This window comes from Roseburia sp. 831b (assembly GCF_001940165.2).
In the GTDB taxonomy this organism is placed as follows: domain Bacteria; phylum Bacillota; class Clostridia; order Lachnospirales; family Lachnospiraceae; genus Roseburia.
Genome location: NZ_CP135162.1, coordinates 2,607,341 through 2,628,117 on the forward strand (window position 1 = coordinate 2,607,341; position 20,777 = coordinate 2,628,117).

General features: G+C 45.8%; 18 protein-coding genes and 5 pseudogenes. All 23 read right to left on the reverse strand.

The genetic code is table 11. The features are described 5' to 3' along the window. Window positions 1–3: 3 nt before the first annotated feature. Window positions 4–4,095 (reverse strand): YodL domain-containing protein, encoded by a 4,092-nt coding sequence (locus BIV16_RS11965; RefSeq protein WP_083625172.1) that lies wholly within the window; start codon window positions 4,093–4,095, stop codon window positions 4–6. A gap of 68 nt (window positions 4,096–4,163) precedes the next feature. Next, window positions 4,164–4,997 carry a DUF6674 family protein gene (locus tag BIV16_RS11970; RefSeq protein ID WP_075680356.1) on the reverse strand — a complete coding sequence of 278 codons (834 nt, stop codon included), beginning with the start codon at window positions 4,995–4,997 and terminating at the stop codon, window positions 4,164–4,166. Window positions 4,998–5,006: 9 nt separating this feature from the next. Further along, window positions 5,007–6,194 (reverse strand): annotated as a pseudogene (locus tag BIV16_RS11975) (helicase); the annotation flags it as partial. Continuing rightward, on the reverse strand, window positions 6,187–8,043 hold the full coding sequence (locus tag BIV16_RS11980; RefSeq protein WP_001820670.1) for a recombinase family protein: 1,857 nt from the start codon (window positions 8,041–8,043) through the stop codon (window positions 6,187–6,189). The pseudogene BIV16_RS11975 and the gene BIV16_RS11980, both read right to left, overlap by 8 nt. Window positions 8,044–8,097: 54 nt before the next feature. Then, window positions 8,098–8,289, reverse strand: a complete 192-nt coding sequence (locus BIV16_RS11985; RefSeq protein WP_001820669.1) for a hypothetical protein — start codon at window positions 8,287–8,289, stop codon at window positions 8,098–8,100. 71 nt (window positions 8,290–8,360) lie between these two features. Next, window positions 8,361–8,591: a YdbC family protein gene (locus BIV16_RS11990; RefSeq protein ID WP_001206986.1), complete on the reverse strand. Its 231-nt coding sequence runs from the start codon at window positions 8,589–8,591 to the stop codon at window positions 8,361–8,363. Window positions 8,592–8,636: 45 nt separating this feature from the next. Next, window positions 8,637–9,491 (reverse strand): ParB/RepB/Spo0J family partition protein, encoded by an 855-nt coding sequence (locus tag BIV16_RS11995; protein WP_000743700.1) that lies wholly within the window; start codon window positions 9,489–9,491, stop codon window positions 8,637–8,639. 8 nt (window positions 9,492–9,499) lie between these two features. Continuing rightward, window positions 9,500–10,465: a MobV family relaxase gene (gene mobV, locus BIV16_RS12000; RefSeq protein ID WP_001820668.1), complete on the reverse strand. Its 966-nt coding sequence runs from the start codon at window positions 10,463–10,465 to the stop codon at window positions 9,500–9,502. Window positions 10,466–10,982: 517 nt separating this feature from the next. Next, window positions 10,983–12,015, reverse strand: a pseudogene (locus tag BIV16_RS12005) (AAA family ATPase). 154 nt (window positions 12,016–12,169) lie between these two features. After that, a pseudogene (locus BIV16_RS12010) lies at window positions 12,170–12,644 on the reverse strand (RNA polymerase sigma factor). A gap of 83 nt (window positions 12,645–12,727) precedes the next feature. After that, window positions 12,728–13,153 (reverse strand): sigma-70 family RNA polymerase sigma factor, encoded by a 426-nt coding sequence (locus BIV16_RS12015; protein ID WP_000323895.1) that lies wholly within the window; start codon window positions 13,151–13,153, stop codon window positions 12,728–12,730. Window positions 13,154–13,247: 94 nt separating this feature from the next. Beyond that, entirely contained in the window at window positions 13,248–13,757 is a 510-nt protein-coding gene (locus tag BIV16_RS12020; RefSeq protein ID WP_105116765.1) for a sigma-70 family RNA polymerase sigma factor, read from the reverse strand. Window positions 13,758–14,356: 599 nt separating this feature from the next. Next, complete coding sequence (gene tet(40) / locus BIV16_RS12025) at window positions 14,357–15,577, reverse strand: tetracycline efflux MFS transporter Tet(40) (protein WP_009247026.1); 1,221 nt, start codon at window positions 15,575–15,577, stop codon at window positions 14,357–14,359. A gap of 50 nt (window positions 15,578–15,627) precedes the next feature. Beyond that, the gene (tet(O), locus tag BIV16_RS12030; protein ID WP_075680358.1) at window positions 15,628–17,547 is read right to left on the reverse strand and encodes a tetracycline resistance ribosomal protection protein Tet(O); all 1,920 of its coding nucleotides are present in this window, start codon (window positions 17,545–17,547) and stop codon (window positions 15,628–15,630) included. A 366-nt stretch (window positions 17,548–17,913) separates the two neighbouring features. Beyond that, window positions 17,914–18,288 (reverse strand): TnpV protein, encoded by a 375-nt coding sequence (locus BIV16_RS12035; protein WP_001129922.1) that lies wholly within the window; start codon window positions 18,286–18,288, stop codon window positions 17,914–17,916. A 60-nt stretch (window positions 18,289–18,348) separates the two neighbouring features. Then, window positions 18,349–18,585: pseudogene (locus BIV16_RS12040) on the reverse strand (macro domain-containing protein); the annotation flags it as partial. Window positions 18,586–18,605: 20 nt separating this feature from the next. Then, window positions 18,606–18,965, reverse strand: coding sequence for a YccF domain-containing protein (locus BIV16_RS12045; protein ID WP_075680359.1), 360 nt, complete (start codon window positions 18,963–18,965; stop codon window positions 18,606–18,608). Window position 18,966: 1 nt separating this feature from the next. Beyond that, window positions 18,967–19,185, reverse strand: a complete 219-nt coding sequence (locus tag BIV16_RS12050; protein WP_012740422.1) for a hypothetical protein — start codon at window positions 19,183–19,185, stop codon at window positions 18,967–18,969. After that, window positions 19,172–19,645 (reverse strand): YaiI/YqxD family protein, encoded by a 474-nt coding sequence (locus BIV16_RS12055; protein WP_075680360.1) that lies wholly within the window; start codon window positions 19,643–19,645, stop codon window positions 19,172–19,174. The genes BIV16_RS12050 and BIV16_RS12055 overlap by 14 nt, the downstream gene beginning before the upstream one ends. A gap of 23 nt (window positions 19,646–19,668) precedes the next feature. Beyond that, window positions 19,669–20,040 carry a VOC family protein gene (locus tag BIV16_RS12060; RefSeq protein WP_075680361.1) on the reverse strand — a complete coding sequence of 124 codons (372 nt, stop codon included), beginning with the start codon at window positions 20,038–20,040 and terminating at the stop codon, window positions 19,669–19,671. Further along, the gene (locus tag BIV16_RS12065; protein WP_075680362.1) at window positions 20,037–20,417 is read right to left on the reverse strand and encodes a DUF4186 domain-containing protein; all 381 of its coding nucleotides are present in this window, start codon (window positions 20,415–20,417) and stop codon (window positions 20,037–20,039) included. Before BIV16_RS12065 ends, BIV16_RS12060 begins: the two co-directional genes overlap by 4 nt. Further along, window positions 20,417–20,506, reverse strand: a pseudogene (locus BIV16_RS15815) (pyridoxamine 5'-phosphate oxidase family protein); the annotation flags it as partial. The gene BIV16_RS12065 and the pseudogene BIV16_RS15815, both read right to left, overlap by 1 nt. A 9-nt stretch (window positions 20,507–20,515) precedes the next feature. After that, window positions 20,516–20,716: a hypothetical protein gene (locus BIV16_RS12070; protein ID WP_075680363.1), complete on the reverse strand. Its 201-nt coding sequence runs from the start codon at window positions 20,714–20,716 to the stop codon at window positions 20,516–20,518. Between the last annotated feature and the right edge of the window lie 61 nt (window positions 20,717–20,777).

The window sequence follows — 20,777 nt, forward strand, 5'->3', positions numbered from 1 at the left end:
ATTTTACATCTCCCTCTGTGATTTTTTATCTTTCTCCGGCGAAGTATGTTCTGCCCTATCCCGCTGTTCGATAACAGCCTTTTTCTCCGCCAGCTTCTCCTTAATGGATATTCTGCCTTTGGACTGTTCCTGTTCTTTCTTCTCCGCTCCGTTATTGAGAACATTGTCAATCTGATTATAATTCTGCTCGGTCAGTTCCTCCACCTTTGCGAGTGGCTTGTATTCTGCCAGCTTGTCAAGCAGCTCCTTTGCCCTTCTCGCAGTCTGAACCGCTTCACTGTCATCAATCTCCACACCCTGTCCGAAAATGTCTGTAATGCCCTCTCTGACGCCTTCAGAAATGACCGCATTGAGAAAGTCATTCAGATACCCAGTATTTCCGCTTCTGATGTCCTCAGTGATGTTGGCAACCTGTGCTTCCCTGTTATCAACCGTATCCTGATACTGATAGGTGTCATAATCATAAGAAAACTGGTCTATCTCCGTAGCAAGGATAGCCGCCTGCCACTTCTCCAGCGAACCACGCACTTCAATATCCGGCAACTTGTCAATCAGCTCCTCTATTACCTCGATTGCTTTCGGATCGTCTGTTATGTCCGGTACATAATCCAAGACCTCCAGGTCAATGACCTTGCCGGAGAGAATATCCATTTCCACGTCCTCATAACGCTCAGTGCCCTCAGTGTGTATATTAATGCCGATACTCGTAATCCCATTCATGCGCTCTGGTGGTATGCTTTTCCACACAGTGATTGCTTCCTCCACACTTGCGATATTCTCATGGAACTCTCCCAGACTGTGAAATTCGCCGCACTCTGCAACTGTTAAGGTAACGGTTTTCTCCGGTGTGGCTTCCACCGCAGACGCTTTCTGCATTGCCTGTTTCTCTGCAAGATAGCTCTCCACTCCCGGAAGATAGGTTGCAAGTGTTCCGGTCTTACCCTCTGTGATAGGATTGATGTCAACCTTCACACCGCCAATCATAAGACCGTCCTCGTTAAAAGCATTGAACAGATCATCTTCATGCTCCCTGCCCTTATACTCCACAACCACATCCAGATCGGAGCCTGCTTTCTCCAGTCCTCTGCATCTGCTTCCGGACACCACCACATCCACAAGCTCAACATCTATCTTATACTCGTCAATCTTGGATTGCAGATATGCCCAAACAGTCTGCTCTATATCGTCCTGTGTCTGTCCGTTGATTCCGTTAAATAATTCCTCTGTCTTTGCCTTGAAATCAGCAACAACACTGTCTGCTTCCGGTACTTCCGCCTGGATACGCTCATTCAACTGTTCACGCTCCACCGCTTCTGTTTTCTCCATAAGCTCCTCATAGTCCACCGGAATACGCTTATCCTGTTCTGACAGTCCAAAGTCCTCCAGAACGTCCTTTAACGCCGCATGAATGGAAATATCAGGATTGTCATACACGCCACCGTCAATCAGCTTGTAATCCGCATCAAAAACGGAATAATCATAGCCCTCCGTACAGGTCTGTATGCTGACATATTTATCTTTTATGGAAAATGCCATCTGATCCGGCTCCTTTACCTCAAAATACGGATTGTCCCACTCCGTAATCGGTACATTTTCCTCGATGTGCTTCTGGTTGGCAGTAGGCATTAACTTTTCCATCTTGCCCTGTTCATAGAGCGTATCGAACCGGCTCATATAAAGGGAAATATCATCAAGACCGCCCTGTTTCAACTGATGTTCAAAACGCCGCTTCACAAAGTCTTTCACTTCCTCCGGTGTCATATCCCGGTGGACTCTTACCTTGTCGATGCCGATGCTGTCACTCAACGTCTGCAAATCGTCCATGAAGTGCTTACTTTCCTTTGCTTCGCTGCTGTGGATAAAATCAAGGGACAAGACATTTTCGTTATTCCTTACATGGATCACATCAAATTCAATGCCATGCACACTGACACCAAAGGTTGTCCTTGCCTTGTCATCGCAGTACTGTGCATCTTTGCCACGATAAGCCTGAAATGCTTCCATTGCTTCAGAAATGCTGTCAAAACGCTCCAGCTTGCTCCTTTCTGAGCTGTTCTCTGCCCATGTGCTTAAATCCGCAATGACATAGTAGGATACCTTGTCATTTTCAATGTCCATGTGCTTCTGAAGCTGTCTTGCTTCCATGATGCGCTCAAGCTGTGTCCTTCCGTTTACCATGTAGGAACCGATGTTATTTTCTTTATTGAAAGGCATATTCGCCATTTCCCGCTCTGCTTCATAAAGGGCAGCCGCAGCTTCCTCATAGGTATCGTAATGCACTCCTGCAGGTGTGATGTCCTTGATCTGGTTTTGTAAATGCAAAAGTCTGAAATCCCCATCCGCATACGGATCGTCAATAGCAAAATAATTCTGTTCCAAGTCAAGCGTACTGACCTCACGCCATTCGTTGTAATTGACAAGGAACACTTCATTTTCCCTGCCCTGTTCATCCTGTGCGTGTTCCTGTGCAATCTCCGAAAGGATCTCCGCCGTTTCATCAATAACCGAAGCCTGTTCTTTTGTATGCTCTACCATAAGCTCCCTTGTAAACTCCGGCACTTCCCTGTAACCAAAGGAATCCACATAATGGCTTGTGTTCTCTCCGTTCTGATGAAGCACCACCACATCGCTGACAGAAAGGGAATGTCCTCGAAAATCTGCCGGATGAGCTATATTAAAGCGGGTGTAAATATCTTCAAGGCTTGTGCCTTCCTCTAACGGTGCGATATAAAGCAGTTCATAATTCTCCTTTGTGACCGCAATGCCCTTGCTTTCAAGATAGTCCATTCCCATAAAGCGAATATTCCTTGCTTCCTCTGTATCTTTGAGCTGATAAATGCCAAATCTGTCCTCACTGCCAAATAGAAGCTGTGCTTCCCTGTTTGCAGGGCTTTCCTTTCGTTCTTTCATATCCACAAGCTCCTCTGTATCGGTATTGTAGCGGACATCAAGGTGATATTCTCCAAATTCTTTTGTATCTTCATTGGCAATCTCAGTAGTCCATGCCCCTTTACTCTCCAGATATGCTTGAATACTCAGCTTATCGTCCTCACTCATGGCTGAAAGAATGTCCATAAGTTCCTGTCTGTCCATGCCCACAACACTCACAAGGCTGTATTGTGTCAGATCATCATTCTGTATCAGAAGAATACTCTCCTTATTCTGCTCCTGCTCCACTGCCCTGTCCTTCTGTAACTCTGCTAACCTGTCCTCAATGCCTGTGATCAGCTCCGAAGCGGTCTTTCGTATGGTATCAAGGGAAGATTTCAGTTCTTTCATATCCCGGTCACTGCTCCATCCGGCAATATACCCAAAGGAATAGTCCGATGTATCAATACCGAAATGCTGACATACCGTATAAGCAACGCTCTCTGCTTCCACTTCCTTTGTATTGCGGTCTTTGTCTAAAACCTTATCTATATCCTGATTCCGTTCCCAGTCATGGAGCATTGCGTGTGCCACCTCATGGATAGCGGTTTTTACGGTCTGACTCTGGCTCATCCCCTCCTGTATGGCAATCCGGTGGTCGGTGGTATGGAAATACCCCTTCACATCCTCGTCTATATCTTCATAGGTAACAGGAACCGGGGCAACCTCCGTAAGTGCCTGCATAAAGTCCTCATAGTCCTCCACGCTTCCTGAAAGCTCATTTACCCCTATGTCCGGCAGTTCCTTTCCGTCCGTCTGTGACACATCAAATACCGGAACCACACGAAAGGCGGGTATCTTAATCTCCACTTCCTCCGTAATGGGCATTCCGTTCTTATCAAGCATAATCTCTCCCGTTACCGGATTAAGTTTCTCCTGTTCTTCCTTAATCTTGTACGGTGCTGGAGCAAGGATACGGATACCCTTTTCCCCTTTCTTAACGTGCCTGTCAAAATTTTTCTGCCAAGCCTTGAATCCAGCCACTAACGTAGCGTCAGGCTTTTGCATTGCGATTAACATGGTATTGTTAAAGCTGTAATTATGAAATTTTGACATAGTATTCAGATAGGTCTTGTACTTCTCGCTTTCAAAAAGCTCCTTGATTCCCTGCTCCAGCTTCTCCGTTATTTCCTGTACTTTCTGTTTTTCTGTTTTAGCGCCTGCCATTGTATGTCCTCCTTATCATAAAAACAGGAAAAAGCAGATAGATTGCTACCTGCTCTTTCCATACAACTTTATAAACTTGCTTCCTGACTCTTGGTCTTTGATTTTTCCGGTTCTTTCTTCTGCTGTTCCGATTTCACTTTCATCTGTGACAGCTTTTCTTTAACGGACACCCTGCTCTTTTCCTTATCCTTTCCGGTATCCAGTCCGGCACAGACCTTATCCAGCTTCGCTACTGCACCGTCAATCCACTCCACCTGTTTCTTTAAGGCTGAGATATGCTTCTTAATAGGCATATTCAATACCCTTGTAAGGGCAACGCCCTCTTTTTCGTCCGACACTTCCTTTGTGCCTTTTCCGGTTAAGAGCCTTCCCACGTTGGCTACGCTGTTTCCGATCTGCTTGAGCTCGTCCCCAATGCTGTCTATTTGGTTGGCGGTCTTTTCATAACTGGTAAGCACATCAACCATCTTCTCCCGGCATCCGGAAAGCACCGACTTCACACTGGAAATTCCTTTCTGAAGAACCCTGTTCATTTCCTCTTTTCCCTTTTCCTTAAAGGCGGTTACTGCCTGTGCTGCGGTGTCAATCAAATGGTCTTTCAGTTCCGATAAACGTTCTGCAAGACTGCTTACCTTCTCCTGGAGGTATGACACCTTATCCAATAGCTGACTTTCCGCTGCTTTCGGCTGGCTCTCCTGCATCTTTTCAAGCTGCTTTCGTACTCCCTGCAGTTCGTCCACCATAGCGGAAAGCTGTAACTGCATCCCGGCGATATACTGCAAGACCTCCATAAAGTCCTGTGACTGCTCTTTCATGTCCTGCTGTCCCATAAGCTCCATGAACTGCTTCATAACGTCCATTTCCTCTGTGTTCTGTTCTTTCTTTGGTTCGTTTGCTTCCATCGCACCCTCCTATAAACTTTCCTCTTTTCCTTTGCTCTTTGTTACTTCCGGTTTCTCCGGCATCTTCTGATCGGATATTTTCTGCTTCATCTCTACAAGTTTCTCCTTGACGGATACCCGCCCTCTGGAACCGTCTGCTAACATCCGTTTCTTGTCATGCTCTGCGATACGTTCCGACATAAGAAAACTTGCAACAGGCTTTAACGGTTCCTCAGCCACCGCCTGTATATCTTCTGCCTTGTCCGGCTCGCCCTCCTGTGCCTGTGCGCTCCGCTCTCCGGTTTCGTCCTCCGGCTCATCATCTCCCATATCCAACGCATTATCGCCCTTTTCGTCCATATTAAGAAGTGCATTTAACTCTGCAAGGCGCTCTAGCTTCTCCGCCAGTTCCTGCTCCTGTGCAAAAGGTTTTGTGACCTCCACCTTTGCGGTTTCAAGCTGATGTTCCACGTTGGAAAGCTTCTGCTCCACGTCTGCCATTTTCCCGGTCATTCCCTCTAACGCATTGGAAAGTCTTTGCAGATTTCCAAGCGGATCGGCTCCGATTTCCACCTCATGGCTCAGACTTCCTTTTAAGCTGACCGTAAACTTTGAGAAGAACGAGTCAAAGGACACGCTCATCTTAAAGCCCTGAAATTCTCCGATTGTGACCGCCATGTTTGGCTGTTTGGCACTCCGGCACATATCAATTAAAGCCGCACCCGCTTCCTTTTTGTCCGTATAGGTACGGTTGCCTATCTTCATGGAAAAAGCGTCCTTATCCACAGGCTTATACGCCGCATAGGTCTGAATGTCCGTCCGATACCCTTCAAGCCTTTCTTTTAAGGCTGTGATCTGCATCGGGTAATGCTTTGCGATATTGTCCTCCAGACGGTAACGCTGGCTTGTGTGGTTCGCCTTTAAGAGCTTCAGTTTTGACACCTGTATGTCTAAGTCCATCTTCTCCTTGATGTAAGGGTTTCCGGTTGCAAGTGCCTTTACCTCCGCATAAGAGAGCGCCGCTTCGTCAATGTCCTCACAGCTTCGTACCGGGGACTTGCTCGTCATGATCTGCCCGATAAACTTCTGCTTGTTCTCAATGAGCTGCCATGAATAGCTGTCGAAAGTTCCTTCCGTCACATACCGGAAAATCTTGACCTTATCATTCATATTGCCCTGTCGTAAAATACGACCTTCCTGCTGTTCAATGTCAGTCGGTCATTTTTTGCGGACAGTTCATACATGCTATCCTTTTCTGTTCTCTGCTCCTGCGTTTGCTCTCGTTTGATTTCTCCCTCCGTATCTTCTTGGCACAAGCAGGACAATACCTTGATGCACCAGAGCCCGGGACATATTCAACGCCGCACACCGTACAATTTTTAGCGGGCATTGCTGCCCACCGTTTTGTAGGTATGATATGTAATTCATCGACAAAGCCGATGAATTTATAGTAAATCTTGATTTCCTGCTTCACTGTTCCGTCTGCCATCTTCTCACGCTCCGAAACAAGTATCTTGTCTATGAGTGCGTTTATAACTGTTGCATCCAGTTCTTTTAAGCCTTGATAATTTCGGATAAGGGCGAGGAAGTCACGGATTCCCCGTGATTTCTCGTAGCTTTCATTAAGAGTTTCCGTCACCTCTTTCAGCCTTGCTTCAATTTCAAGCTGCTCTTTCTGGTATTTCCCCGACATCATCTCAAAATTCCGCTCGGTAATACGCTCCATGACCTTATCCTCGTAGAGAGAGGAAAACAGCCTGTCCAGTTCCGCAAGGCGTTTGTTCAGCTTCTTACGTTCTTTCTCTAATGCTTTCGCCCTGCTCTGGTCTGTTTCCGTGAGCCGCTTTTCTATGGCCCTGACCGCCTTTTCATCATTCACTGCCATATCCGCAAAACAGTTGATGTCGGCAAGAACGGCATTGAATAAATCCCTTGCTTCTATATTGTGGGCACTACACTCGCTTCTTCCGTTTCTTGCATAATTATTACATGAATACTGTACACAGTCGATAATCTCTGGGCGTTTCCTCCTGTGTACGTTCATTGCCCGCAGAGCACATCCGCAGTCCACACACTTGATAACGCCTGCAAAAATATTTACAAATCCTCCCTTGTTCTGTGGAAGCCTACGACTTGTAATAAGCTGTTGGACAATATCAAATTCCTCCTGCGTGACTATTCCCTCATGGGTATTGGGTATCACTTCCCATTCTTCGGGCAGCTTAGAGGGGCGTTTCTTGCTTTTCATATTGGCGGCAATCCGTTTGTAGCCTACAAGATTTCCCGCATATATCGGGCTTCTTAAAATGCTCCTCACGCTGTTCCCACTCCAAATATAGCGTTTGTCCTCGTTCCCCTCAAAATGACGTTCAAAGCCTGTTTCGCCACGCTCCGCCGCATAAGCGGCAGGGCGTAGGATATGCTGTTTATTAAGATGTCTGCAAATTTTGGCAACTCCATTCCCTTTTAATGCAAGGTCGAATATCTCTTTTACAACATGTGCCACTTTATCATCTATCAGCAGATGGTTGTGGTCGGCAGGGTCTTTGATATAGCCATAAGGGGCGGTAGTTCCCATGAATTTCCCCTGTTGAAACCTCGCCCGATATGCCGATTTTATCTTAACAGATATGTCAGCGGCATACATTTCGTTTAAAATGTTGCGGAAAGGCGTGATGTCCATAGCAGATTTATTCAAGGTATCTACGCCGTCATTGACCGCTATATACCTCACGTTATGCTCTGGGAAGAAAACTTCCAGATATAACCCACAATCAAGATAGTTTCTCCCCAGACGGGATAAATCTTTCGTAATCACGCAGTTTATCAGACCGCTTTCAATGTCTTTTATCATATTCTGGAAACTTGGTCTTTGGAAATTTGTACCAGAATAACCATCGTCCACATACGTTTTTGCTATGTGCCATCCCTGCTTTTTCACATAATCCGTGAGGATGGATTTCTGTGTCGCAATGCTCGCACTCTCGTTATCCGTACCATCGTCTTTAGATAAGCGGCAATAAATGCCGACTAAATAGATTTTCTTTTCTTCTTTGATTCCTGCCATACTGTAAAACCTCCGTATCTGTCCTATCTGTTTTCATGTCCCATTGCGTACATTCTAAGCGGACAGCCCCTCATTGTCGAAGGTGTCGCCCTCGGCAATCTTCTTCCGAATATCCTCGGAGATAATCGGGACAAACGCTTCTGTAACGGTCTGTGTGCCGACATATTCACGGCTGATTATCATCTGCACTGGTGCTTTTGGCACGATACGCTTTCTCTTTTTATCTGCTTTCTTATCCTCGCCCATACTTAAATCTTCCTTTCCAGACAGGGCAGGGAAGAGTTTGGAAATGTCCCCGCCCTGCCAATCAGATACCATTAATCCTCGCTGTTTAATTCTTTCTGTAATGCTTTAAGGAGTGCCGCCGCTTCATCAGCGTTCAGCGTGATTCCCTTGCCGCACTTTTCACGGTTCGGGGAAAAGCTGCGGATGTCATACTTCGGCTCTTTCCCATTCCATGAAATGAGATTGATTTCCTTTGTGTAGCCACTGTCGCCCGTAGACAATACTGCGATTTCCTTTACGATTTCATACTGGATTTCTCTCATTCTCCATACCTCAACTCTCTGTATTTACTTCCCGAAAAAAGAAGATTAGCGGCTGTCACGGTTGCGTTTCCTCTGCAACTCACGCTCCAAAAGTTTGATGATGGTTTCCTCCATCTGCTTCGGCGTTGTGTTCTTCGGAAAGTATTTTTTCAGCTTGCTTGTGTTGATTTTCAAGGTTTCTTTCTGGTTGCCCTTTTCCTCCGTCATAATCGCAAATATCGTATCCATGTCAAGCCGCCCGCTCTGGCTTAACTGTTTCATCCGCTGTGCCTGTGAGAGTGAGGGCGTTGCTTCTTCGCTCTCCATCGTGGCAAAGAGGTTTTCCTGCTCGTCTTTCTTCAAGAAGGACAGTTCCACCGCAGGCGTGAGGGCGATTTTCCCCTCGTCCACCATCTGCAAAATCGGCGGTATCAGTTCCGTCAGGCGGATAAAACGCTGCACGGTCATCCTGCCCACGCCGAAGCCCTGTGCCACCTTGTCGTCCGTCCGCAACTTCGTCACAACTTGTGACGAGGTTAAGTCTGTGCGGAAACCCTGCCGCTTCATGGCTTCGGATTTCATCTTGTAAGCAAACGCCCGCTCCGATGGCAGGATATTCTCACGCTGCAAATTGCTGTCTACAAGGGTGATGATGGCTCGGTCACGGTCTAAGGGCAGGACAAACGCAGGCACGGTATTTATCCCTGCAAGTTCAGAAGCACGGACACGCCGCTGTCCTGCAATCACTTCATAACCGTCCCCGTCCTCTTTCGGGCGTGTGATTATCGGCGTGACAATGCCAAATTCCTTGATGCTTTCCGCTAACTCTGACAGTGTTTCATCTTCTGCCACATGAAACGGATTGTCGGGGAACGGGTACAAGTCTTTGGTCTTTAACACCTTAAAATCCTGTTTCTTCATTCACATATCTACCTTTCTTTCGCTCTGCTTCTATGATTTTTCTGCAATTCTTCCAACACTTCGGGCGGTATTTTTGACAGCAGCCGCCCCATCTGCTCGTTGGTTCTCTGCAATTCAAATATCTTCTGATTCGCTTTCTGCACCTTTAGTTCCTGCTCGTACTTTTCATCACGCATACGCCCCGCATAGTCTGATTCCTGCCCAATTCTCTCTTTCAAACTGTCGATATACGCCTGCTGTTTCCCGATTTCCTTAGAGAATTTCTCCACGTCTGGCAGCCATGCAGAGAGTAAATCTAACGCTTTATCCCTTTTCTTCCCTGCGTTAAAGGCGTTGATGTCGGATAGGGCAGACACGATTTCTTCATACTGTTTATCAAGCCTGCCGCCTAATTTATAGAGCCATGTGGGGACGTGTTTCCGCTTGGTTTCCATTGAGGACTGCCCCCGTTCAAGCTGATTCCACCGTGAGGACATCCGCTCATGGTAGGCGGTCTGCCACTCGGATAATGATTTCTGGTTGCCTAAGATAGCTTTCGCTGACAGCTTATTGTCTGGCGTAATCGGCACAAAGCAGAGGTGCATATGGGGCGTTCTCTCGTCCATATGGACGACAGCGGAGAGGATATTCTGCTTTCCAACACGCTCCGAAATGAAGTCAAGAGCCGTCTGGAAATACGCTTTTTGTTCTTCGGGCGGTAACTGGTTCATAAATTCTGGTGAAGCTGTGATGAGCGTTTCCACCATCATCACGCTGTCTTTCCTTGTCCTGCACCCCGCTTCGGCTACCATGCGGTTAATCTCTTTCTTGTAGGTGTACTTTGGTGGTGCTATGAGATGGTAATTGTTTTTAGAGCGTTCCATATCTATATCTGGGTTGCTTTTGTAGGCTTCTTTCTTCCGCTCGTTGTGGCGTTCACAAGCCGCAACGCCGCCCGCTTTTCGTTTCTGGAAACGCAGGATTGCATAAGGCATAGGCGGATTCCTCCTTTCTTTCGGCGGGTGACCGTCCTTTGGGGTGACAGCGGTGACGGTGGTGACAGCAGTTTTGGGATACCCCCTGCCGACTGCCGCAACTGTCACCCTCACCCCCTGCATGACGGTCATGTCGATGATGACGGTGTTTTTGGGATACCCCCCTCGCAAGAGCCGTCACCGTCATGCCGCCATTCTTTTATCCGAAGCCGTAAGGCGTAGGATAGCAGGGCACAGCCCTGCCTTAAGGGAGTCCAGAGGGAACGTCTGGCACACGACTTTGCAGGGCAAAGTGTAGTGTGTTACACCCTGTAAACGCAGTCGGAAAAATCGGAATGATTTTTCTGACCGCAGGGGTGGTTTTACACGACCGAAAAGGGCGAGTAAATCTCACGCCTGCATTTTGCGTTTACGGGGTGTTCTCCCGTAGGGATGACAGCGGCAGGGTATCCTAAAATCACTGTCACCACCGTCACTGCTGTCACCCGCAGGGCAGAGCCGCCAGCTTTACATGGCTTTAAGCGTCAATGACAGTAACAGGGGGGTATCCTAATATCGCTGTCACCACCATCACCGCTGTCACCCGCCCTCCTTGCAAGGGCAATCCGCCTGCCGTCTTTCCTGCGGCTGTACTGGTAGCAGATACGGTTCTCGCTTAAAAATGTGGTGCGGTATTCATTCAGCCATTTCGTAATCACCGTGGGTATGGTTTCCGTTTCCCCCATAGCGGCTAACAGTTCCGTTGCCGTGCCTATCCATTCTTCCTTATCCCTCATAAAATCCACCAACCGAAAAAGGACATCTGGTATCGTTTCTTTCGCAAGCTGCTCCTGCGTTTTCCGCTCCACAAGCTCCCAACGGCAATCACGGAAACGCAGCGTGTATTCCTGATAAGGCGTGTCCCTGCCCGTCACATACAGCTTGGCGGTGTCAGACGCACGTTTCTCCTTTTCCAGAACAAAGGTAGCGTCCGCACTCCCCGTTAATCCTGTCGTCCCAGACACCTTGTTGAACACGTCGCTGTCATTCTGCTTTCGGATGTGGTGTACGACAATGACCGCCAGAGAGTGCCTGTCGGCAAAGTCTTTGATGAGGGAGATGTCCCCATAGTCGCTTGCATAGGCATTGTCTTTTGAAGCTGTACGGACTTTCTGCAAGGTATCAATGACAATGAGCCTGCTGTCTGGGTAATCTTTCAGATAATCTTCAAGCTGCACGATAAGACCGTCTGACAGCTTGCAGCTTGCCACGGCAAAGTGGAGCCGCCCGCTTGCTTCGTCCGTCAAACGAAATAACCTGTCCTGTATGCGGCAGAACGTGTCCTCAAGGCAGAGGTAAAGCACATCGCCCTCCATTGTCGGCATATCCCATAAAGGGATTCCCTGCGACACGCATAAGCATAGCTTCAGCATGAGCCAGCTTTTGCCTATCTTCTGTGAGCCGCAGAACAGCGATAAGCCTGTCGGGATAAGGCTGTCCACCACAAAGGATGGTTTCTCAAGCGGTTCATAAAGGAGCGTTTCGGCGTTGACTGTCTGTAACTTCTGCATGGCTTTCCTCCTTTCGGGCGGTGTCTTTGTTTTCGTTGCACATAGGCGTTGACCTCCTTAAAAATAGATTTACTCCCACGGAAAAAAGTGAGAGTATGTAATGCCGCCAATCCCACACAAATAAAAAACAGATTTCTTTTTCGGGCGGTGTCGGTCACGGTTGGAGATATTTCTTCAATTTCCGCCTTTACTTTCTCCTTTGCAATCGCAACAGATTTCTGTATTGCCGAAGCGGTGCAATGCTCCATAGCGGCGATTTGGTAAAAATTGAACTCATACTCGTAGTAGAGCAGGAAACGCCGCCTTTGTATCTCTGGAAGGCTCCCAACCGCCTTATAGAGCGTTTCATTCCGTTCTTCCTCAACCATGCGTTCATCAAGGCTCTTAGGCACACGCAACGCCCGTCTGTAAAGGGTTTCGTCCCATACCTCGTTAAACTCCCTGTGCCGCTCGTCCCATTAGAAAAGATTCCTGTTCCTGCGCTCCATCTGCCGAAACTCCATAAAGAACTGTTCCGACACTTCCAACTCGTGGGATTTGCCCTGCCCGTCCTTAAAGCTGATAAAATACCTTGTGCCGCTTTCCGTGGATTCCTCCCGAAGCGTGTATGCCTTAACCCTGTATGCCATCCTGTTGTCCTCCTGCAAAAAATGAGTGAGGGGATTTCCATCCCTCACCCAGTAGCCCGCAGGATGGCAGGCTGTTTTAGAAGCTATAAAATTTTCCGCAGCTTCTTCCGCAGATGGTCTAACCTCGCATAGATGGCACCAGTCGTCAAATGCACAAGCGGGGCAATCTCCTTTGTGGAATACCCCTGCATTTTCAGCAGGACGATTTTCAAGGTACGCCCGTCCACCGTGACTAATACTTGATAGAGATTTTCGCTCTCAATCTCTTCCAGTAACTCCGCAACCGTACCCACTTCCGCCTGCCGCTCCCTGCCTGCCATGTCCTCAAGATATTCCGCAACGTCATTCGTCCATCGGTAAAACCGCCTGTTGGAATTGAAGTCTGCCCTGTCCGCCATGCGTATCTGCTCAATGGTCGCTTCATCAACGCCGCACTCACGCAGCAGCTTTTCCTCCGCTTCTTTCCAGATACGCCATTTCCTGTCCTCCCGTCCGTGGTTGTATGCCATTCTTACTTCCTCCAATCAGAATTGATTGAGAGGGCAGAGAAAAGCCCCCTCATCTTCCCAAAGGAAAAAACAAGGGGGCTGAACGCCTTAAATTTTAATTTTCTATTATCTTTCTTAGTTTTATTAGGATTCTGGCTTTGCGTTTGTTTACAACGCTCTGGGTTATGCCCAACCTCGCCCCGACTTCACGCTCGGAAAGTCCGTCAAAAAAGATTGCCTGTATCAGCTCCTGTTCACTATCCGACAGCAAAGGCAGGGCGGCTTTCAGCCTGTCCACCATGACCGCATTGACAACGGTTTCTGCAATGTCCACCGCTTCATCAGTGATAAAGTCCAGAGGATTCCCCTCGCTGTCCGTAAATCCGTCGAGAGATAGCAGTCTATTCTTTGTATCTAATTTTTGCAGATAACGCCACCGTTCCTTGTCACGGTAGAAGTCTGTGTATTGCTCCCTCACGACTTCAAGCAGACAGCCTTGAATGGGGATAAACAGCTTGTCCATATAGGTCTGGTCGGATTCCCTGCAACGGCAGAACTCCGTGTAGGATAATTCCACATAGCCGCCACTTTCTCTGATATATACCTTTCTTGGTGCATATTTCACCATAAATACCTCCCATCTGAATTTTTGAAATGTAAAAAATCCAGATGGAGAGGCGGAGAACGACACCGCATATCAGAAACAGCCCTACGGCACTTTCCAACAAAAATCGACAAAAGAAAAACCGCAAAGGCTCTGTGACCTTTACGGTTATAGGAAATAGTAATTCTATTGTATGGAGATTGTACTTCTACTTTCAAGGTGAGAAGTACCGTTGCACTGGCAGAAATTTTTTTAACTGGTTTCCTGCCGTTCTCTGATATGCTATGTATTGATAAATTTTGCTTCGTATGAGCAGATAGATAACTGCCCGAAAAAAGGACATAAAAAAATCCCTCCAAATTTAAAAACAAATTCAGAGGGTAATTTAGGGTATAACAAAATAACCCACCCGAATATCGTTTTTTTTATTTGGTGAGTTTGTTCTTTCAAATACGAAACAAATGCTCATGTACGGTAAAGTATCACAAGAAAATTATGTCGAATTGACAGCCGCCTCCGCTATACCGAATAAGGAAATAAAGAGTCCTCAAATTTTGCGCTACTAAATGAAGACGAGCGGAAGTAATCTCCCGCTCGTCAGTAAACTTAACTATGCCATATCAATCCCGCTTCTTTCCCGCCACCGGCACTAAGAACAGCGCGGGCAACAGCAGGAAAGCGGTACAGACCAGCCCCCAGGGTATGGACACCTGCTGGGCTACCAGCCCCACAATAGGCCCGCCGATGATCTGCCCGAAAGAGTCCAGCTGTCCGCTGGTGGAAAAGACTGTGGCGCGCATTTTCTCATCCACATGGTCGTTCATCCAGGCGGCCAGCACAGGCTCCTTGATGGTGCGCATAAGCCCCGCCAGCAGGAACACCAACAACATGAACCAAAAGCTCCGCCCCACCGCGAAGAGAACCAGGCACAGGATATACCCGGCGCTGGTGGACATGACCACACTGGTTCGGCTGACAGTCCCTTTTTTCTCCATGCGGGCGATGAGCAACTGAGAAGCCAGAATACCTAAGCCGCTGCCGATAAGACTGATAACACCGAACCAAGTGACGCTGTTCAGCGGCCCGATAACGGGTATTACCGTGTCATCCAGAAAATGAGCGGTGGAGAGCCGGTCAAAGCCTTCACTGGCAAGTCCCCCGCATAGTGTGATTGCTAAGAGCGCCAGCAACACAGGTGCGCCTTTCACAAAGCCCAGGTTGAGCTTGAACAGGCAGACAAAGTCTTTAAGCAAGCCCTGCCGTTCCTCAATAGCAGGGGAGAAGTTGGTTTCTGGCATGATGCGAACCAACACCAGCCCCAACAACAAGCACAAACTGCCCCCCAAGATGACAGGCATTTGCAGGTTTATGTTTCCCAGCAGTGTGCCCAGCACCACGCCCAGAACGCCGCCGATTTGCCCCATTTGACTGCCCCGCAGGAACACCTTGTCTATGGGTTTGTCCTCTTCCTCCGAGGCAATCCACGCCTCCAGAGCGCCGGTGATGAAGGTATCACCGCAACCCCAGACAACCTGGGCCAGCAGAACCGGCGCGAACCACGGTAGCGCACCCTCCATCAGAAAGCCCAGGCCGTAGAGGAACATTCCAATCAGCACCGAGCGCCGACGGCTATACAAATCCGCCACCACACCGGTGGGTATCTCGAACAGAAAGCAGGAGGTCTCCAGAACCGTCCCTACCAGGACAAGCTGGAAAGCATCCAGCTGCACCACCTCCAGGTGGTACACGATGGAAAGCACTGTGGACATAGAAACCGCCAGGGAACAGACAAATCGGAACAGCAGGTAGACAGAATATGCCTTTGAATTTTTAGCAAACATGAAGTTACATTCTCCTTTCAAATCTCATTTTATATGACTTTTGCAAGCTGTTAAGCTAACTTGTTGAACATATGCCGAACCTTATCTATACGGCTATTCGGGCGGCGGGGTTGGCAAATAAATTTACCAATAGCTGGCTGGTATCCTTTTAACTCTGTCAAGCAGACTCCCTGCCCATTTGTGAAATAAGTTAAATCGTTCCTGTATTCTTGAATACATCTAGCAGGGATTTCTCCTTTCAGAATGACCTCGTCATTCTTTATCTGAGTACTTACAATATCTGCACAATACCTTGGAGCATCATGATACGCCCGTGAGAGATATTCCTGCGGTGCATAAATTTCAAAGTGGAGATATGGCTCTAATAGTTCTGTCCCTGCTTTTTTTAAAGCCTGCTCCAATACGATAGGGGAAAGCAGCCGAAAGTCTGCGGGGGTACTTACAGGACTATAATACAATCCATATTCAAAACAGATTTTACAGTCTGTCACTTTCCATCCATACAGCCCCTGCTCGCAGCCATAAAGAACCCCCTCCATAACCGCATTTTGGAACGATTGATTTAAATATCCAAGTGAAACTCTGCTTTCATACTGCACTCCGCTTCCAATAGGGAGCGGCTCTATGGACAACCCGACAGAAGCCCAGAAAGGATTTGGCGGGACTTCTATGTGGATGGTATATTCTGCTTTTCTAAGCGGTCTTTCCATATATATAACAGTAGGCTCTTTTATTTCTGCCTCCACATGATATTTTTCCTCAAGGATGGCACAAATGACTTCCATCTGCACATTCCCCAAAAAAGAAAGTATAATCTCATGCGTTGTAGTATCCACATAATATTTTAAAAGAGGGTCGCCATCTGAAATTTCTGTAAGTGCCCCAAGCAATATTTCCCGCTGTTCAGGTTTCTTTACTGCAATCGTTGTTTGGAGCATAGGGAGAGGATTTTCAATAAATTTTCTCTGCGGCAACAGCATTTCGTTCCCCAAAATACTGTTTAGCTGCAAAACATCATTTGGTAAAATTACAATATCACCAGAGCAGGCTGTATCGGATGGATATAATTCACCGTTTGTCGGAACACACATCTCTGTGATTTTTATTTTCTCTTTTTCAGATATTCTAATAACATCCCTCAAATGCAATGTTCCGCTATATATACGCACATAAACAAAACGCCGCCTTTTCTCTGAATATTCAATCTTAAAAACCTGCCCGCATAATTCAGATTGACCTTCAGGCGTTGATGAATAAAATTTACTGGCAATCACTTCTATAAGCTGCCGAATCCCCAGATTGTTTTTAGCGCTTCCGTGATAAACGGGAAATAACGTTCCGTTTTGGAATCTCCTGTTTTCTTCCTGTTCCAGTTCTGACATTTTAAACGGTTTCCCTGACATATATTTCTCTAATAGTTCATCGTTTCCCATAATTACCGCATCCCACTGTTCCATATCGTCATTGTCCGTTACATTTATATGGGGATGCTGCCCAACCTTTTGCTTCACTATAATTTCCGAAGAAAGCTTTGCTTTCATTTCCCGATATACCATTGGCAAATCAATCCCCTCTTGGTCAATTTTATTGATGAAAAAGATTGTCGGAATCTTCATTGTCTGTAGTGCATGAAACAGTATACGGGTCTGTGCCTGTATGCCATCCTTTGCAGAAACTAATAATACTGCTCCGTCTAAAACGGATAAAGAACGGTATACTTCCGCCAAAAAATCCATATGGCCTGGCGTATCTATAATGTTGACTTTTACATCCTCCCACTGAAAAGATGTCACTGCTGTCTGGATAGTGATTCCCCTTTGACGCTCCAAATTCATTGTATCTGTCCTTGTTGTGCCTTCATCTACGCTCCCTGGTTCTGCAATTGCACCACTGGTATATAATAAACTTTCCGTTAATGTTGTCTTTCCTGCGTCAACGTGAGCCAGAATGCCTATGTTAATTATTTTCATGTGATTTTCCTCCTATCAACACCCAAAAAAGGGCATAAAAATACCCAGTGATAAATACTCCTATCACTGGGTAAATAACTCCAATAGCCCCAAAACACTTATATGTTTTCGGGCATATAAAATTACATGATAAAAGTATTCTTAAACTGGGTACAAAAAACTAAGCCCCATATTAAAAGTGAAACGGGACTGCTACTTTTTGTTCCCACTATCAAATTGACAGTTTATTTAAGAATACCTTGCCGCATATTTATTAACTCCTTGTATAATACTGAATCTAATTATATTCCTTAACCCTTTATTTGTCAAGCTGACAAACTAAAGCAGAAAAAGCGGCAGGATTTCCCCCTGCCACTAATCATCTGTTTATGCAAAAATAATTTCCTTTTCCACAATCTCCCTCGCACAAGCCCTTATGTTATTGAGGCATCCTGTCCATTCTAAGGCGTTTTCTGCCTTTAGCTGTTCCGTTATGCCCTGTGCCTGTTTCATACCCTCTATGAGCCTTTCAAAGCGTTCCTGTGCCTGTCTGTTGATGTCGGCAAGGTAGGCGTTTAGCCTGCCGCTTGTAAGAAGATTGGTGTATGTAACTTTACGGTACTGTTTTAGATAATCTAAATGCCGTTGCCCCCAGATGCCTATTGCCTGTTCTTCTTCGGCGGGTACAGTTAAGCACGGTATCAAATAATCCCCTTGCCTTTCGTATTTGCCGCCCAGTTCCTCAAATAATGATTTTGCCATTGTCTGTTACCTCCACATTCTTTTTTATTTTGAATGTCCGCAAAATCCGTCCTACATCAGTCCTACAGTATGTATCACATAATCACATGGCAGATTATAGGCTTTTGTTATCTTTGCTTCTCCAGTCTCACATCCGTTAAGTATCCTGCACTCTGCCAGAAGTTCCGGTCCTGCTGCTCTGTGAATTGCACCATCTACACCACCTCCACCAAGAAGTGAATTGTTAGCTGCATTTACGATTGCCTGCACATCTGTTACTTTTGTTATGTCACCTTTTATCGTCTTAATCAAATACATCTTTCTTACCTGCCTGTTTATTATATTACCTCTGCCCCAAATGGCATCAGAGACAATTTTGCAATTTTGAAAAACTGCTTTCCGAAAGGAATTCCGATAATTGTTATACAACATATCAGACCTACCACAGCATTTCCAACTGCCATAGGAATTCCTGATACAATCAGCCAGATAATATTTGCAATTAAGCTAACTGCACCGCCGCCATATACCACTTCTTTTCCAAACGGAAAAAATGCCAAACCTGCAAACTTAAAGCACTGTAAGCCTATCGGTATTCCTATTATGGAAATGCACCACAGGCAACCTGCCAAAACCCACGACAATCCACTCAACAATCCACCACATATAAACCAAAGTATGTTTCCTAATATGCTCATATCAATATTCCTTCTCTATCTCTCCATCTATTCCATACATTTTCTTGAATGCATCAAGGTCTGCCTGATTTTTAATCAGCATAACCTCCTCTATCTTACCTGTATGAATGTCCTTAAAGCCTGCAACCTGCTCACCATTACATATGCTTGCCTTGATTACCGGTTTCTTATTTTCTTTATCATATGTCTTTATAACTGTCTTTTTCTTAAAGAGTCCCACTCTGAGCACCTTCTTTTGACTTTGCTATCAGTATAAGTTTTTCAAAGGACTGTCCAAAACGTACATCATCATCTTCTGTACGCTTTCTCGGTCCTTTCATATGATTCTTATGAGAGCTGCGTCTTGCCTTCTTGTTAAGATGTCGTTCCATAAGCATCTGATCTATGTTATCATTCGTATACCACTTGCCAGATTGGTGAATAGCATATGCACCTTTTCCAAGAGCCATAGCAGCGACACCATAATCCTGAGATACTACTACATCCCCTTTATGACAAATGCTGATCAGTTTATAATCTACTGCATCTACTCCTGCACCTACCACAATCACATCGCTGTAATCAGAATGCAAAATGTGATTTGTATCACACAGCAATGTGGTGGGAATATTGTATTTCTCTGCTATTGTCTCTACAATGTCCACTACCGGACACGCATCTGCATCTACAAATATCTGCATTTTCTCCTTAAATCCATTTCATATCAGTTATAGTTAATTGGTGTGCGTACTTCTATAAGATTTCCTGACGGATCATAGAATCTTACAAGTTTCTGTCCACCTTCAAGTTCCGTTAATTCCGTAACATAACTTACAACATACTTGCCAGACTCCAGTTTTTCAATAATGCCTTCTATATCATTATCTTCAAAATAAAGCTCTGTCATATTGTTATGTGGAGTTGTATGTATTTTTGTACTATCATACCATACATCTACATCTTGTAACACAAGCCCCTCAGACATTATCACATTGCCTTCCAGCCTTGTAATCACACGCAGTCCAAACAGTTCTTCATAAAAATTAATTGATTCGTCAATGTTATCAACAATAATCAATACATTTTTCAAACTCATGATTTATGTACCTGCCTCTCCATTTCTCGTTGAATCCATGTCATAATTACATCTACAAGATAATCCTGCTGCACCTGACTCAATTCCCTGCCGGGCTGCATTTTATGCCACTTTCGGATGCACTCCCTACAGCATGTAGCTGTTGCGTGCTGAGCAATAAATACCGGATGACCACGCATTGGTGTCTGCTTGCCATCATTTGCTATATATGCCGGAGCTTCTCTCTTTGCAATAAAGTCCTTAGCATGTTGTCTTATTGTATCAAGGCCTTTTTCATTTATGTAATCAATATCTTTCTGCTTCAGATGGAAACTGCTTCGGAACTTGGAATTATCCAATCTATCAAACAGCTGCTTATACCACTCTTCTTTAGTCATTAGAACTTCACTACTTCCGGTTCATGCGTAAATGATGAAAATGTAGCGGTTGCATTCTTGAAATAGAATACCTCGGTATTTCCATCATCTCCTAATAGTTACTTAAATAAATCCATAATGCCAAAGCTCGTCTTCTTATAAACTTTATTGTAAGCTGCTTTCTTTGGATCCTTAATCCATCCTGCACCTTTTTTTCCGTACCCTGGAATTAAAGCTTTCTTAATAGCTCGCTTGGCTTTTCCGGTTGTTCTTGCCTTTATTGATTTCTTTATACTGGGTGTTCTCATTCCAAACTTCATCTTAATCGCCTCCGTTGTTCCATAAAAATCACCTATTATTACTATCTATCAATAATAGGAT